Origin of the sequence: Planomonospora sp. ID82291, assembly GCF_015711645.1 — a bacterium.
Taxonomy (GTDB): Bacteria; Actinomycetota; Actinomycetes; order Streptosporangiales; family Streptosporangiaceae; genus Planomonospora.
In genome coordinates, this window is the sequence record NZ_JABTEX010000002.1 from 915152 (window position 1) to 927718 (window position 12567).

A 12567-nucleotide genomic window follows, 5' to 3' on the forward strand; every position below is an offset into this window, starting at 1 on the left:
TCCCATGACCATCGCAGGCGGCATCATCCTCATCATGCTCGGCGCCATCTTCACATGGGCGGTCGAATTCGATCTCGCGGGGTTCGACATCAACATCCTCGGCGTCATCCTGATGCTGGGCGGCCTGGTCTGGCTGCTGATCGCCATCTACCGGATGAACGTCGCCCGCAGGGCCATCGCGCCCACCACGGTGGTCGTCGAGGAGGACCCGGTGACCCACCGGCGCGTCTACGAGGAGCGCCGCTACGACGACCCGCCGGTCGTGTGAGATTCCCGCAACGTGAGACGGAGGACGGACAGTGAGCACGCTCGTATCCCGAGGCGTGGGAACCGCAGGCGGAATGCTCGGCGGTCTCGTCGCCGGAGCCATCTTCAAGCAGGTCTGGAAACTGGCCGCGGGCAAGGAGGACGCGCCGCAGGCCACGTCGGAGGAGTACGGCTGGGGCGAGATCCTCGTCGCGGCGGCCGTGCAGGGCGCGATCTACGGCATGGTCAAGGCGGCGATCGACCGCTCCACGTCCCGGAGCCTGCACCAGGCCACCGGCGCGTAGGGCCGCCGAGGCGACCCGCGCGAGGACCCCGGTCCCCCGGAAGGGCCGGGGCCTTCGCGTGTCCGGGACCGGCCCGGTGCGGTCTGCGGTCGGTCTCCGGTCCCGTTTGCCCTCCGGCATCGCGGGAAGGCGATCTGTTCTGAGGGCGAAAGGAGTTCGATCATGGAGGCTCCGCAGTACGTCGCCGCACGGGTGCAACAGGCGCTGGCGGAGGACGAACGCACCACCGAACTCGGCATCCGGGTGGACGTCCGGGGAGAGCAGCTCTTCCTGCGCGGAGAGGTGACCTCCGAGGAGCGCCGCGATCTGATCGCCGGCGTGGCGGAGGAGGCGGCTCCCGGACTGGCGGTCCGCAACGAGCTCACCGTGGCGGACATCCGGGAACCGGGAGGGGAGGAGAAGCTGTGAGCAAGCTGCGCATCGCGGCGGTCGGTGACGTGCACCTGGGCGAGGACGTCCGGGGCCGCTACCGCGAGCATCTCGCCGGCATCGAGGAGAAGGCCGACGTGCTGCTCCTGGCCGGGGACCTGACCCGGCACGGCACGCTGGAGGAGGGGCAGGTGGTGGCGGACGAGTTCCGCGACCTGCCCGTCCCGGTGGTCGCCGTGCTCGGCAACCACGACCACCACTCCGACCGGCCCGCGGAGATCGCGGCTCTGCTGCGCGACGCCGGGATCATGGTGCTCCACGACGACGCGGTCGTCCTCGACATCGACGGGACACGGCTCGGCGTGGTCGGGGGCAAGGGGTTCGGCGGCGGTTTCGCCGGCAAGTGCGCCAGCGAGTTCGGCGAGCCGGAGATCAAGGCGTTCGTGAACCACACCAAGCGGATCGCGGACCGCTGGCGCCGCGCGCTCAAGGAGACCGAGGCCGACGTGCGCGTCGTCCTGTCGCACTACTCGCCGGTCAACGACACGCTGCAAGGCGAGCCGCTGGAGATCTACCCGTTCCTGGGCAGCTACCTGCTGGCCGAGGCCGCGGACGCCGAGGGCGCCGACCTGATCGTGCACGGCCACGCGCACAAGGGGACCGAGAAGGGCATGACGCCCGGCGGGATCCGCGTGCGCAACGTGGCGCTGCCGGTGCTGGGCCGGGCGTATGCGGTCTACTGCCACGACGGTGACGGCCACTGCTGAGGCCGTCCCGCCGCCGCGACCGTCCGTCGGCGGCCGGCCCCCCGCCGGGGCCGGCCGCCGAACGCGCTTTCGGGACCGTAGGGCAGGGCGGGATCCGCGGTGCGGGGACCTGTGGTGTGGCGACGGCACCGGGGATCTCCGTGGCGGGCGGGAGGCGGACATGCGAGCGGGCCGGGTGGGAACCCGGCCCGCTAGGTCGTGTGAGCGGAATTTTCCGACGGGACTTCGACGTGGCGGTCTCGGCGGGCCATGGCCCGCGTCAGACGTTGAAGATGCTCACACCCCCCGGACCCACCAGGAAGCCGAGCACGATGAGGACGATCCCCCAGAGGAGGTCGCGACGGGCCAGGATCACATAGATCCCGGAGATGACCAGTACGACTGCGATGATCCAGAGCAAGGTAGCCATGTAGGGCGACTGCCCCAAGGAATCGTCATTTAACGCCCTTCTCCCGGTAAAGGTCGATCAATGGCTGGACGAGCCACAGCCAGGCGCTGAGCAGCCCCACCGCCCCGCCGAAGACCGCCGCCGGCCAGCCGGGGATCACCGTCTCCGTGACGAGTGCGACCGCGCTGGTCATCGCCACGGCGAGCGCGATCGCGCCGATGATGCCGAGTTCGTTGGCGCGGTGCAGCATCTTCTCCTTCAGTCCCGTGCGGAACAGCAGGCGGTGCTGGGCCGCCGGCGTGATGAAGCAGACGGAGGCGAAGGCCGAACTGAGCAGCGAGATGAAGAACAGCCAGCGGCCGAGGGTGTCCACCTTGCCGAAGCCGGCGGAGAACGGCAGCGTCAGCAGGAAGGCGAAGAGGACCTGCACCCCGGTGACCGCGACGCGCAGGCCCTGGAGCAGCTCCGTCAACTCGCGGTCAACGCGTTCCTTGTGACTCTCACCCGGCGCGGGGGGTTCTGTCCGGACTTCTTCAGGTTGAATCATCAAAGTCCATTACCCTGGCTTGCCCAGGTCATACCTGGGGACTACGGGCCGGTCCAGGGGGTAGCCCCTCGTCTATGGGAAGCCACAGCCACGAGGTCACCGACGCGATCCTGGAGACGTTGAAGCGGTCGAGCAGCGCGCTCAAAGACGCCGGCGTCCGCTTCGCGCTCGCGGGCGGATGCGCCGCCTATGCACGCGGGGCCGCCCCCTCGCTGCACGACGTCGACTTCGTCCTGCCGCAGGAGGACGTGCCGTCCGCCCTGGAGGCGCTGCGCGAACTGGGCTTCACCACGGCCAAACCGCCGGAGGACTGGCTGGTCAAGGCCTACGACGAGGGCCGCCTGGTGGACCTGATCTTCCGGATCGCCGACAACGCGGTCACGCCCGCGCTGCTGGAGCGGGCCGAGCCGCTGAAGGCCTCCGCGGTGATCGTGCCCGTCCTGGAGGCGACCGATCTGGTCATCTCGTGGCTGCTGCCGCTCTCGGAGCACGCCTGCGACTACGGATCCCTGCTTCCCCAGGTCCGGGCACTGCGCGAGCAGGTCGACTGGGACCGGGTGGCGGCGGTCGTCCGCGACTCGCCGTACGCGTCCACGTTCCTGATCCTGCTGGAGCGGCTGGGCGTGATATCCGACCCCGTGGACGCGGCGGGCGATGCGGCCTGGCCCTGAACGGCGGGAGCGCCCGGACCGCCGGGCGCCCGGACTGCCGGGCGCCCGGACCGCCGAGCGGCGGGAACATCTGGAGCGGCGGCAGTGCCGTACTCCGTACATGTCAGGCGATGTACGGACCACCGGGCGGAGTCCTGTATGATGTTCCAGGTCAGGCGCCGCTAGCTCAGTTGGTTAGAGCAGCTGACTCTTAATCAGCGGGTCCGGGGTTCGAGTCCCTGGCGGCGCACCGGCGAAGGGCCCGGGTCACCTGTGACCCGGGCCCTTCTTCGTGCGCCGCGGACCGCCCGGTTCCCCCGGGCGGCTCGCGGGCGCCCTCGATCAGGCGTTGACGTCGTCCTCGTCCCACTGCAGATCGTCGACCACGCCGACCACGCCGTTGACCCGGAGCACCGCGCCGGGCAGGATCCGCGTGTCGCTGCGCTGCCGCATCCGGCCGCTCAGCCTCACGACCCCCTGGTGCACCGTGACCTCCACGGCGGAGGTGTCCACCCAGGCGGAGTGGTCCAGGACGTCCTTGCGGATCTCGCGGGCGATCTCCTCGTCGCTGCGCAGGAAGACCTTCAGCAGGTCCTGGCGGCTGACGATCCCCTCGATCCGGCCGTCCCCGTCCACGACGGGCAGGCGCTTGACGCCGTGCTCGTCCATCAGCCGCATCGCGTACACCACCGCCGCCTGCGGCCTGATGGTGACGGCGGGGGAGGTCATCAGCTCGGCGGCCGTGTCGCCCCGCACCTTGGTCCCGACGCCTCCGGAGCCCCCGGCCCCGCCCCCCGCCCGGCCGAGCCGGTGGCGGAGCCGGACGCGCAGCGGCGGCCGGTAGCCCTCGCGGTGGTACTGCTCCTTGAACTCCTCCTTCAGCAGCAGGTCCGCCTCCGATACGACGCCGATGACGCGGTTCTCGGCGTCGACGACCGGAACCGCGCTCACACCGCGGGCGAGGAGCACCTCGGCGACCTCCTTGAACGGTGTCGCGGCGGCGACCGACACCACCTCGCTGGTCATGACTTCGCCGACCTGGACGCGCATCGTCTCCTCCTCGGGAGCGCGGGGGCTTGCCTTCCTCCCTCATCCCACCCCACGGCCGCCCTCGGATGGAGGGTCGCAAGTCCTTCGTCACCAGGTCATTGCGCCTCTTCTCCCGGTTTCCGGCTACCTGGGCAATGCGCGGAGTTTTCCGGGATGAGACCTGGCTCGGGTTACTCTGGGCCGGGGGTCGCGATATGAGAGCGTTCGTCTGTGTGCTGGCGTTGACCGCGGCGGCAGCCGGCTGCGGTTCCGGGCCCGAGAGGACCCCGGCTCAGGCGCCGCCGGTCCCGGCGGCGGGGACGGCGGTGAACCCGGCGCGGCCGGACGAGGCGCGGCCGGACGAGACCGGCGCGGCTCCCGGCGGGTCCACCCCGTCCGGGTCCCCCGCGGGCCGGACCGAGGTGAGCCCGGACCAGCACCGCGTCCTGACCGGCCAGTGCCGCTACGCCGACTCGGCCGGGCTGCGGGAGAAGTGCCTCGCGGAGGTCCGGCGCGGATACCGGGTGGGGCGGGAGAACCGCGACCTGGACTGCCGGACGTACTCCGGCGTCACCGTGTGCGGCCGGCTCCTGCTCAGCGACCGGGAGCGCCGGTGCGTCGAGAAGTGGGTGACGGGCGGGCTGACGCGGCGCAGAGCCGAGGTGGAGTGCTACGTCTTCTCCTGACCGGGCCGCCGGAACGTGCCGTCCCGGCGGGGACCCGGACGGTGGCCGCGATTCCGATAGGAAGGGCCGCTGCGGGGCAGTTGACCGTGAACGCTGATCGCCCACCCCGGAGGGATCACGATATGACGATCAATCCACTGCCCCTGTGCCGGACCTGCGGGGCCATGGTGGAACACCCCGGCCGCCACCGGGAGTGGCACGAGGCCCTCGAACGCCTGGTTCCCGGACTGGAGGCCGAGCTGTCGCACGGGGCCGAGGACCCGGGCCACGGCCACACCTTCTGACGCCCCCTTCCCCTGACTCCTTCAGCCGGGACGGCTGCGACGGCTGCGGAAGCCGGGACGGCCGCGACGTCCGCCGCGGCTTCCGCGGCCGTGCTCAGACCCCGGCCCAGCCGGTCGAGACGGACACCGTGTCGTCGGTCCGCCAGGAGAGCTCGTCGACCACGTCGACGACCCCGTCGAGGTTGCGGGTCACGCGGACGGCCGCGACGGCCTGGCTGCGCGTCTCCAGCTCGCCGGAGAGCGTCACGACCCCCTCCCGCGCGGTGATCCGTACGGTCTCCGGATCGGCCCAGAGGTTCCGCACGATGACGTCGTCGCGGACGCGCCGCTCGATCTCGGCGTCGCTGCGCACGAACACGCGGATCACGTCGCGGCGGCTGACGATGCCGACCAGGGTCCCGTCGGAGGTGACCACGGGGAGCCGCTTGACGCCGTGCCGGTCCATCATGCGGGCGACCAGCACGATGGAGGAGTCGGGGGTGGTGACGACGGCGGGGGAGGTCATCAGCTCCTCGGCCGTGTCCCCGGCCGCCCGGCGCTCGACGTCGCCGTCCTCGGTCAGGCGGTGGCGGAGCCGGGTGCGCAGCGGCGGACGGTACGCCTCGCCGTAGTAGCGCTCCTTGAACTCCTCCTTGCGGAGCAGGTCGGCCTCGGACACGACGCCGACCACCCGCTGCTCGGCGTCCACGACCGGGACGCCGCTCACGCCCCTGTCGATGAGGAGCTCGGCGATCGCGTAGAAGGGCGCGTTCGCCCGTACGGCCGCGACCTCGGCGGTCATGACGTCCTTGACGGTCAGCTTCATGGTGAACCTCCGGTTGGGGGGCGTTGAGGGAAACGGGGTGGTGCCGGTCTCCCACCGGGGGCAGGAGGGGCCGGGGCGCGTGCGCCGGGCGGAGATCCCGGGGAAGGGGCCGGGCGCACGTGCCGGTCGGGGGTCCGGTCAGGGACCGGAGTGCGTGACCCGGACGATCCCGGGGACGGTGCGGGCCAGCAGGTCGGCGATCCGGTCGGCCGGATCGCCCGCGTGCCCCCGCAGTTCGGCGACGCCGTCGCGGACGGAGACCTCCCAGTGCGGGCCGGCGGGGTACTGCTCGCGCAGCGCGGCGCGCACGTCGGCGCGCAGGTCCTCGTCGGTCCGGGCCAGGACGGCCAGCAGGTCGCGGCGGCTGACGATGCCGGCGAGGCGGCCGTCCGCGACCACCGGCAGGCTCTTGATCCGCTTGCCGACCATGAGGTCGACCAGCTCCACCACGTCGGTCGTCGGGGTCACGGACACCACCTCGGGCGTCATGACCTCCTCGACCAGCAGCGGCAGTCGCGCGCCGTGCCCGAGCACGGTGCGGGCGCTCGCCCGGGGGTCGCGCTCGAACTCCCCGCGCAGCAGGTCCATCTCACTGACGATGCCGATCAGCCCTCCGTCCTCGCCGAGGACGGGGGCGGCGGTGATGTCGGCGGCGTGCAGCACCCGGACGGCCCGCCGTACCGGGTCCGTGGAGCGGACCGTGACGACCGCTTCGGTCATGACCTCGCGGACCAGCATGACTGCGACCCCTTCCTCAGGCGGTGCCGTCGCCCCGGCCGGATTCGCCTCCCTGCCGGGGATCTCCCACTCCCCCATTCCACCGCCCGGCGGGGCCGGAGCGGAGGGGGCGGAGGTCCCCGGTGGCAGGGCCTTTCGGCCACGGTCCGGCGGAGGCCGCAGAGATAGGGGAGGTCGCAGGGGGAGAGGAGGCCGCAGAGGTCAGAGCGCGAAGACGGGACGGCGCATTCCAGGGGGCGGGCCCGCGGAAGGACGCCTCGGCCCGCCGCGGCGGGCGCGGTCTCAGAACGGCGTCGGAGCGGTCCTCGCGTGGGCGGCCGTCTCGCCCTCCCAGTCGACGGCCACCTTCTCCGGGTCCTCCGCGGCGATCCGGACGGGCAGCCGGGTGCCGGGCACCGTACGGTGCAGGTGCGCCGGGGGCACGCGGTGGCCGAGCCGCACCTGGTACGGCGCGCGCCCGTCGCCGGGGGCCACCTGCAGCACGAACCCCACGATCGGATCGCCGTTGTCGGCGGTCATGCCGTTCAGGTCGAAGGTGCCCGTCACCGTGGCGGTGCCGGGCAGGCCCCGGGCCAGCAGGTCGGCCGCGGACAGGTGCTCGGCGACCACCGGCTCCTGCCGGCCGGGCGGGCGGCTCCAGTCGACGGCCAGCCGCCGCGGGTCCGCCGGGTCGATCCGCACGGACAGCGCGGAGCCGGGCAGCACCGCGCCGACGAGCAGCCGGGGCAGGGTCTCGCGGTGCGCGACCCGGTAGGGGGCCGCGCCCTCGGGGCGGACCTCCAGCTCGAAGCCGACCAGGGGCTGGTCGTTCACGGTCATGCCGGTGTCCCGCATGGAGAGCACGACGGCGGCGGCGGGCACCCCGCCGGCGAGCAGGTCGTCGTTGCCCCGGGTCATGTCCCGGATCATCTCGAAGAGCCCGCCGGCCTTCTCCGCGCCGAGCCGATCCTCGAACACCGACATCCCCCGGCGGAAGGCCGCCGTGTGGAACGACCAGGCCGCGGTGAAGACCCCGGCGAAGGTCGTCATCATCCCGGCGACGAAGGCGGGGGCCGCCCAGGCGGGCGTCGGCCACATGGCCATCCCGGTGACCCCCACCGCGAGGAGGACGCCCCCGCAGATCCCGACTCCCGCACCCAGCTTTCCCATGCCTGCCATCGACGTTCCCTCGTCCTCTCCGAGATGCCGCTGCGGGACACCGCTCCGGAACACCGCTCCGGGCCGTCGTTCCGCGCCGTCGTTCCGGGACGACCGTCCCGGAACGCCGCGTCCGTGCTGCCGCCGTGAGGTAACCGCGTGCCGCTTACACGCCGGTTGCAGGGGGATTGCCGTGCTCCGTCCATGCCACGCCTGAAGCGGTGACGGTCCGTGCGCGACGGGGTATGGGCCCCGCCATGGAACATGTGGTGGTGGGGGTCGACGGATCGGCGAGCAGCCTCCGCGCGGTGGAGTGGGCGGTGCGGGAGGCGGGACGCCGCCGTCTTCCCGTCCGGGTGGTGCACGTGGTGCACGAGTGGCTGCACTCCCGGGCGGAGGGCGAGATCGAGGAGGTGCGGCAGTGGATGTGGCACAACGGCCGCGAGATCGTCGACCAGGCGGTGGCCCACGCGCACGCGTCCGCTCCGGGAGTGGAGGTCGCCGACGTGATGGCCTTCGGCGAGCCCGCGCACGCCCTGGCCGCCGAGGCGGGGTCGGGGGACCTGCTCGTGGTCGCCTCGCGCGGGGAGGGCCGGATCTCCAGCCTGCTGCTCGGGTCCGTCGCGCTGAAGGTCGTCTCCCAGGCGTCCTGCCCGGTGGCGGTCGTCCGCGGCCCGGTGGAGCCGGGGCGGGAGTTCGGCGAGGTCGTCGTCGGCGTGGACGGGTCCCCCGCCGGAGCCGAGGCGCTCCGGTTCGCGGCGCAGGAGGCGTCGGTCCGCGGGGTGCGCCTGCGGGCGCTCCTGGCGTGGAACCTTCCCGTCGCGGCGTCCACCCTGCTCCCGCCGTCGCTCTTCGACCTCACCGAGATCGAGGGCGTCTGGGCGCGCGTCCTGCAGGAGACGGTGCGGCCGGTCGCGGAGGCCCATCCGGAGCTCGAGATCGTGCACGAGCAGGTGATGGGCCATCCGGTCCAGGCGCTCGTCGACGCCTCGGAGGCGGCCGACCTGCTCGTCATGGGATCGCACGGCAAGGGGGCGCTCGCCGGGCTCTTCCTGGGGTCGGTGAGCCACGGCGTACTGCACCACGCCTGCTGTCCGGTGACGGTGATCGGCCCCCGGGCGGTCGCCGCCCGCGCGGGCGACCCCGTCGGCGAGGGGACCGGTTAGCGGGGCGGTACGGCGGGGCGCGGCGGGGGACGGGGGACGGGGGACGGGGGAGCATCGCCCGGGGCGGTCTGGAGTGCCGCCGACTGGGTAGCCGTGGAGACCATGACGACCTACGGCTTCCACTCATCACACGAGCAGATCCACCCGGCCGAGCTGCTGAAGGCGGTGACCCGGGCCGAGCAGGCGGGTTTCACGGCGGCGATGTCGTCGGACCACTTCTCGCCGTGGAGCGGGCGGCAGGGCCAGTCCGGCTTCGCCTGGTCCTGGCTGGGCGCGGCGCTCCAGGCCACCGGCCTGCCGTTCGGCGTGGTCAACGCACCGGGGCAGCGCTACCATCCGGCGATCATCGCCCAGGCGATCGGCACTCTCGGCGCGATGTTCCCGGGCCGGTTCTGGGCCGCGCTGGGCACCGGGGAGGCGAGCAACGAGCACATCACCGGGGAGCGCTGGCCGCGCAAGGCGGTGCGCACCGCGCGGCTGCGCGAGTGCGTCGACGTCATCCGGGCGCTGCTGGCGGGCGAGGAGGTGAGCCACGACGGGCTGGTGACCGTGGACCGGGCCCGGCTGTGGACCCGGCCGGAGACCCCGCCGAAGCTGGTGGGGGCCGCGGTGAGCGCGGAGACCGCCCGGTGGTGCGCCGAGTGGGCCGACGGGCTGATCACCGTGAACGCCCCGCTGGAGACGCTGCGCGAGCTCGCGGCGGCCTACCGGGACGCGGGGGGCCGCGGGAAACTGGCCCTCCAGGTCCACCTGAGCTGGGCGGAGAGCCGGGAGGAGGCCGAGGCGATCGCCCACGAGCAGTGGCGCAGCAACGTCTTCCGTCCCCCCGTCTGCTGGGACCTCGACACGGCCGAGCTGTTCGACGTGGTGGCGGAGGAGGTCACGCCGGCCCGGGTCGCCGAGGTGGTCAACGTCTCGTCCGACCTGGGATGGCACGCGGCCCGCATCAACGAGTACGCCGAACTGGGCTTCGAGGAGGTCTACCTGCACCACGTCGGCCAGGAGCAGGCGGCGTTCATCGACGCCTTCGGCGCCGAGGTGCTCCCGCAGCTCAGGTGACATGTCGACATATTGCCGAAACGAGAGTGTCGCGATCGGTTCACATGGACGGGGTGGATGTCCTACATTGAGATGGGAGCGCTCCCATAGGTGAGGAGAAGCCAGTGTCCCCCCTGAACGGCTCGCTCATGGCGCCATCGGACCGCGCCCACACCGTCGAAGGCCTCCTGGCCGCGGCCCCCACGAGCGTGCGCGAGGCCCGCTCCCTGGTCCGCCGCGCGCTTCCCGGCTGGGGCGCCGAGGACCTGGTGGACGACTGCATGCTCATCGTGAGCGAGCTGGTCACCAACGCCGTCCGCCACGGGGGCGCGGCCTGCGCGCTGCGCCTCGGCGGCGACGGGATCCGCGTGTACGGCGAGCTCTTCGACCCGGGCGCGGGCGCGCCGCGGATGTGCGAGGCGGACATGGAGGCCACCGGGGGCAGGGGCCTGCAGATCGTCGACGCCCTCGCCGCCGGCTGGGGCGTGTCCTGGCCGGAGTCCGGCGGGAAGATCGTCTGGTTCGTGCTCGGCGGCGGAGGCGCGCCGTACGGGGCGTTCGGCGCCCTCGCCTGATCCGCTTCCCCGTCCGGTCCGCGCCCTCGGGTGGAAGCGGAACCGGGCTGTAAGAAAGCCTTCCTTCGGGCCACATGCTCTACGACCGACGTGTCCCGACCGAAGGAACCGGCTTGCTCAACCCACACGAGCGCTTCACCGCGCTCTACACCACCTACCAGGCGCGGGTGTACGGCTACGCGGTGAGCCGCGCCGGACACCGGCTCGCAGAGGACGTGGTCAGCGAGACCTTCCTGGTGGCCTGGCGGCGGCTGGACGACATCCCCGACCACGCGCAGCTGCCCTGGCTCCTCCGCGTCGCCCGCAACCTCCTGCGCGACGGCTTCCGGCAGGCCGCCCGGCGCGAATCCCTGGAAGCCGAACTGAGGACCTGGCTGGAGGAGGCCGCCGACGCGGGCGAACACGCCACCGAGCGCGTCACCGTACTCCGCGCGCTGGCCGCCCTGTCCGAAGCCGACAAAGAGATCCTGACCCTGACCACCTGGCACGGGCTGTCCACCGCGGAAGCGGCCGAGGTGCTCGGCTGCACCAGGGCCGCCTTCTTCGTCCGGCTGCACCGAGCGCGCCGACGGCTGCAGGCGGCGATCGACACCACCGAGACCGGCACGTCCCGAAAGTCCGTGACCGTTTCAGGAAGGAAACCCCGATGAGCCGTAAGCCCGACGCGATGGACCGGCTCGCCATGGCCCGTCCGGCTTCGCTGGATCGCGGATCGCGCGTCTCCGCCGCCGACATGCTGGTCACGGCCACCACCGGGAGCGCGGGAGAACCGTCGCCCGGCCCGTCGCGCCCGGGACGGCTCCGCCCGGCCGCCGCCCCGGCCCGGTCCCGCCGGTGGACGCCGCTGTGGGCGCCGCTGGCCACGACCGCGATCGTGGTCCTGGTCTTCACGCTGGTGACGAACCTGGCACCGGCCCCCGCCGTGCTCACGCCGCCGAGGGCCAACCAGGAGCTGTTCGACCTGGCCGACAGGATCGAGAGACTCCCCGCGGGCGGCGGCGCCTACTGGCGCGAGGTGGCGGTCGACGGCGGTCACCTGTTCAGCGGCGGCTACACGCTCCTGGTGGTCGACCGGAGGGAGACCTGGCAGCCGCGCGACCCCGCCGATCCGGTGCTCACGCAGCGATGGCGGGGCAGCGCCCGACCGGCCACCGCCGCGGACGAGCGCCGCTGGCGGGCGGCGGGATCCCCCGCCCGGGTCAAGGGGCACTGCGAGACGGGGGAGTCGTGCGGTTCGGTGCCGGTCGCCGCCGCGCCGGAGGACTGCAGGTACACCCTGCGGACGGACCCCGCGGGGATCTATCCCGACAGGACGGTCGGCGAATTCACCATGGCGGATCTGGCGGCGCTGCCCACCGAGCCGGCCGAGCTCAGGAAGCGGCTCCGTGCCTACCACGCGATCTGGTACAGCCGCGGTTTCACCCGGTCTTTCGAGGAGTTCCTCCCCTCCACCGTGAATCTCCTGGGCATGCCGCTCAGTCCCGCCCAGCGCGCCGCGATCATCCGGGTCCTGGCCGGTCTGCCGACCACCAAGGTCGTGGGCGCGGTGACGGACCCCTTGGGAAGAAGGGGCATCTCCGTGGACTTCGGCGGGCCGGAGGGCTTCGTGGTGTACTCCGAGAAGCCACGCGAGGAGTTGCCGGTCCGTTACCGGCAGATCCTCGACCCGGAGACCGGGGAGAAGCTCTCCTCCGTCTCCTACGCGGCCCGCACGGCGCTGGGAGCGACCGAGGGCCAGATCATGGCCTACCAGGCCCGCGGTTCCGAATCGGGCTGGACCGGGCCGCCGGCTTCCCCCGTGAAGGGGTGCGAGAAGGGCCGGTGAAAGGGCTCCTCG

18 protein-coding genes and 1 tRNA gene are annotated in these 12567 nt (G+C 72.7%); 13 read left to right on the forward strand and 6 right to left on the reverse strand.

From position 1 onward, the window contains the following. Positions 1 to 4: 4 nt before the first annotated feature. From HS045_RS15080 to HS045_RS15095, 4 genes are all read left to right on the forward strand, one after another. Complete coding sequence (locus tag HS045_RS15080; protein WP_196451982.1) at positions 5 to 268, forward strand: DUF6458 family protein; 264 nt, start codon at positions 5 to 7, stop codon at positions 266 to 268. A gap of 31 nt (positions 269 to 299) precedes the next feature. Continuing rightward, a complete protein-coding gene (locus HS045_RS15085) occupies positions 300 to 551 on the forward strand; it encodes a DUF4235 domain-containing protein (RefSeq protein ID WP_307827533.1) in 252 nt (83 codons plus the stop codon). Between the two features lie 162 nt (positions 552 to 713). Then, positions 714 to 959 (forward strand): BON domain-containing protein, encoded by a 246-nt coding sequence (locus HS045_RS15090; protein WP_196451983.1) that lies wholly within the window; start codon positions 714 to 716, stop codon positions 957 to 959. Beyond that, positions 956 to 1687, forward strand: coding sequence for a metallophosphoesterase (locus HS045_RS15095; RefSeq protein WP_196451984.1), 732 nt, complete (start codon positions 956 to 958; stop codon positions 1685 to 1687). Before HS045_RS15090 ends, HS045_RS15095 begins: the two co-directional genes overlap by 4 nt. 259 nt (positions 1688 to 1946) lie before the next feature. Here HS045_RS15095 and HS045_RS15100 read toward each other — a convergent pair whose 3' ends face one another. Both HS045_RS15100 and HS045_RS15105 read right to left on the reverse strand, forming a co-directional pair. Further along, positions 1947 to 2096: a GPGG-motif small membrane protein gene (locus HS045_RS15100; protein WP_184719841.1), complete on the reverse strand. Its 150-nt coding sequence runs from the start codon at positions 2094 to 2096 to the stop codon at positions 1947 to 1949. Positions 2097 to 2121: 25 nt separating this feature from the next. Next, positions 2122 to 2622, reverse strand: a complete 501-nt coding sequence (locus HS045_RS15105; RefSeq protein ID WP_196451985.1) for a DUF6328 family protein — start codon at positions 2620 to 2622, stop codon at positions 2122 to 2124. 74 nt (positions 2623 to 2696) lie between these two features. Here HS045_RS15105 and HS045_RS15110 point away from each other — a divergent pair, with 74 nt between their 5' ends. Then, a complete protein-coding gene (locus HS045_RS15110) occupies positions 2697 to 3293 on the forward strand; it encodes a nucleotidyltransferase family protein (RefSeq protein WP_196451986.1) in 597 nt (198 codons plus the stop codon). 155 nt (positions 3294 to 3448) lie between these two features. Further along, a tRNA-Lys gene (locus tag HS045_RS15115) sits at positions 3449 to 3522 on the forward strand. Positions 3523 to 3614: 92 nt separating this feature from the next. Here the strand turns inward: HS045_RS15115 and HS045_RS15120 are convergent. Beyond that, positions 3615 to 4322, reverse strand: a complete 708-nt coding sequence (locus HS045_RS15120; RefSeq protein WP_196451987.1) for a CBS domain-containing protein — start codon at positions 4320 to 4322, stop codon at positions 3615 to 3617. A 194-nt stretch (positions 4323 to 4516) separates the two neighbouring features. Between HS045_RS15120 and HS045_RS34545 the strand changes: the two genes are divergently transcribed. Both HS045_RS34545 and HS045_RS15130 read left to right on the forward strand, forming a co-directional pair. Further along, complete coding sequence (locus tag HS045_RS34545) at positions 4517 to 4987, forward strand: hypothetical protein (protein ID WP_230884491.1); 471 nt, start codon at positions 4517 to 4519, stop codon at positions 4985 to 4987. Positions 4988 to 5109: 122 nt separating this feature from the next. After that, entirely contained in the window at positions 5110 to 5271 is a 162-nt protein-coding gene (locus HS045_RS15130; protein ID WP_196451988.1) for a hypothetical protein, read from the forward strand. A 94-nt stretch (positions 5272 to 5365) separates the two neighbouring features. On the opposite strand, the gene HS045_RS15135 is transcribed toward HS045_RS15130, so the two are convergent. The 3 genes from HS045_RS15135 to HS045_RS15145 all read right to left on the reverse strand — a co-directional run bounded on the left by HS045_RS15135 (position 5366) and on the right by HS045_RS15145 (position 7972). After that, positions 5366 to 6076, reverse strand: a complete 711-nt coding sequence (locus HS045_RS15135) for a CBS domain-containing protein (RefSeq protein ID WP_196451989.1) — start codon at positions 6074 to 6076, stop codon at positions 5366 to 5368. A 138-nt stretch (positions 6077 to 6214) separates the two neighbouring features. After that, a complete protein-coding gene (locus HS045_RS15140) occupies positions 6215 to 6814 on the reverse strand; it encodes a CBS domain-containing protein (protein ID WP_196451990.1) in 600 nt (199 codons plus the stop codon). Between the two features lie 282 nt (positions 6815 to 7096). Continuing rightward, a complete protein-coding gene (locus HS045_RS15145) occupies positions 7097 to 7972 on the reverse strand; it encodes a hypothetical protein (RefSeq protein WP_196451991.1) in 876 nt (291 codons plus the stop codon). Between the two features lie 236 nt (positions 7973 to 8208). On the opposite strand from HS045_RS15145, the gene HS045_RS15150 reads away from it, so the two are divergent. From HS045_RS15150 to HS045_RS15170, 5 genes are all read left to right on the forward strand, one after another. Beyond that, positions 8209 to 9117 (forward strand): universal stress protein, encoded by a 909-nt coding sequence (locus HS045_RS15150; protein ID WP_196451992.1) that lies wholly within the window; start codon positions 8209 to 8211, stop codon positions 9115 to 9117. A 102-nt stretch (positions 9118 to 9219) separates the two neighbouring features. Next, complete coding sequence (locus HS045_RS15155; protein ID WP_196451993.1) at positions 9220 to 10176, forward strand: TIGR03885 family FMN-dependent LLM class oxidoreductase; 957 nt, start codon at positions 9220 to 9222, stop codon at positions 10174 to 10176. Positions 10177 to 10280: 104 nt separating this feature from the next. Continuing rightward, complete coding sequence (locus HS045_RS15160) at positions 10281 to 10730, forward strand: ATP-binding protein (RefSeq protein ID WP_196451994.1); 450 nt, start codon at positions 10281 to 10283, stop codon at positions 10728 to 10730. Positions 10731 to 10843: 113 nt separating this feature from the next. Continuing rightward, on the forward strand, positions 10844 to 11380 hold the full coding sequence (locus tag HS045_RS15165) for an RNA polymerase sigma factor (protein ID WP_230884046.1): 537 nt from the start codon (positions 10844 to 10846) through the stop codon (positions 11378 to 11380). Continuing rightward, positions 11377 to 12555: a CU044_5270 family protein gene (locus HS045_RS15170; RefSeq protein ID WP_196451996.1), complete on the forward strand. Its 1179-nt coding sequence runs from the start codon at positions 11377 to 11379 to the stop codon at positions 12553 to 12555. The genes HS045_RS15165 and HS045_RS15170 overlap by 4 nt, the downstream gene beginning before the upstream one ends. Positions 12556 to 12567 lie beyond the last annotated feature (12 nt).

Excerpts from the sequence above, each read along its gene's own strand:
- HS045_RS15080 (WP_196451982.1), top strand. The coding sequence starts at position 5 with ATGACCATCGCAGGCGGCATCATCCTCATCATGCTCGGCGCCATCTTC.
- HS045_RS15090 (WP_196451983.1), top strand. The coding sequence starts at position 714 with ATGGAGGCTCCGCAGTACGTCGCCGCACGGGTGCAACAGGCGCTGGCG.
- HS045_RS15100 (WP_184719841.1), bottom strand. The coding sequence starts at position 2,096 with ATGGCTACCTTGCTCTGGATCATCGCAGTCGTACTGGTCATCTCCGGG.
- HS045_RS15105 (WP_196451985.1), bottom strand. The coding sequence starts at position 2,622 with ATGATTCAACCTGAAGAAGTCCGGACAGAACCCCCCGCGCCGGGTGAG.
- HS045_RS15110 (WP_196451986.1), top strand. The coding sequence starts at position 2,697 with ATGGGAAGCCACAGCCACGAGGTCACCGACGCGATCCTGGAGACGTTG.
- HS045_RS15120 (WP_196451987.1), bottom strand. The coding sequence starts at position 4,322 with ATGCGCGTCCAGGTCGGCGAAGTCATGACCAGCGAGGTGGTGTCGGTC.
- HS045_RS34545 (WP_230884491.1), top strand. The coding sequence starts at position 4,517 with ATGAGAGCGTTCGTCTGTGTGCTGGCGTTGACCGCGGCGGCAGCCGGC.
- HS045_RS15130 (WP_196451988.1), top strand. The coding sequence starts at position 5,110 with ATGACGATCAATCCACTGCCCCTGTGCCGGACCTGCGGGGCCATGGTG.
- HS045_RS15135 (WP_196451989.1), bottom strand. The coding sequence starts at position 6,076 with ATGAAGCTGACCGTCAAGGACGTCATGACCGCCGAGGTCGCGGCCGTA.
- HS045_RS15140 (WP_196451990.1), bottom strand. The coding sequence starts at position 6,814 with ATGCTGGTCCGCGAGGTCATGACCGAAGCGGTCGTCACGGTCCGCTCC.
- HS045_RS15145 (WP_196451991.1), bottom strand. The coding sequence starts at position 7,972 with ATGGCAGGCATGGGAAAGCTGGGTGCGGGAGTCGGGATCTGCGGGGGC.
- HS045_RS15150 (WP_196451992.1), top strand. The coding sequence starts at position 8,209 with ATGGAACATGTGGTGGTGGGGGTCGACGGATCGGCGAGCAGCCTCCGC.
- HS045_RS15155 (WP_196451993.1), top strand. The coding sequence starts at position 9,220 with ATGACGACCTACGGCTTCCACTCATCACACGAGCAGATCCACCCGGCC.
- HS045_RS15170 (WP_196451996.1), top strand. The coding sequence starts at position 11,377 with ATGAGCCGTAAGCCCGACGCGATGGACCGGCTCGCCATGGCCCGTCCG.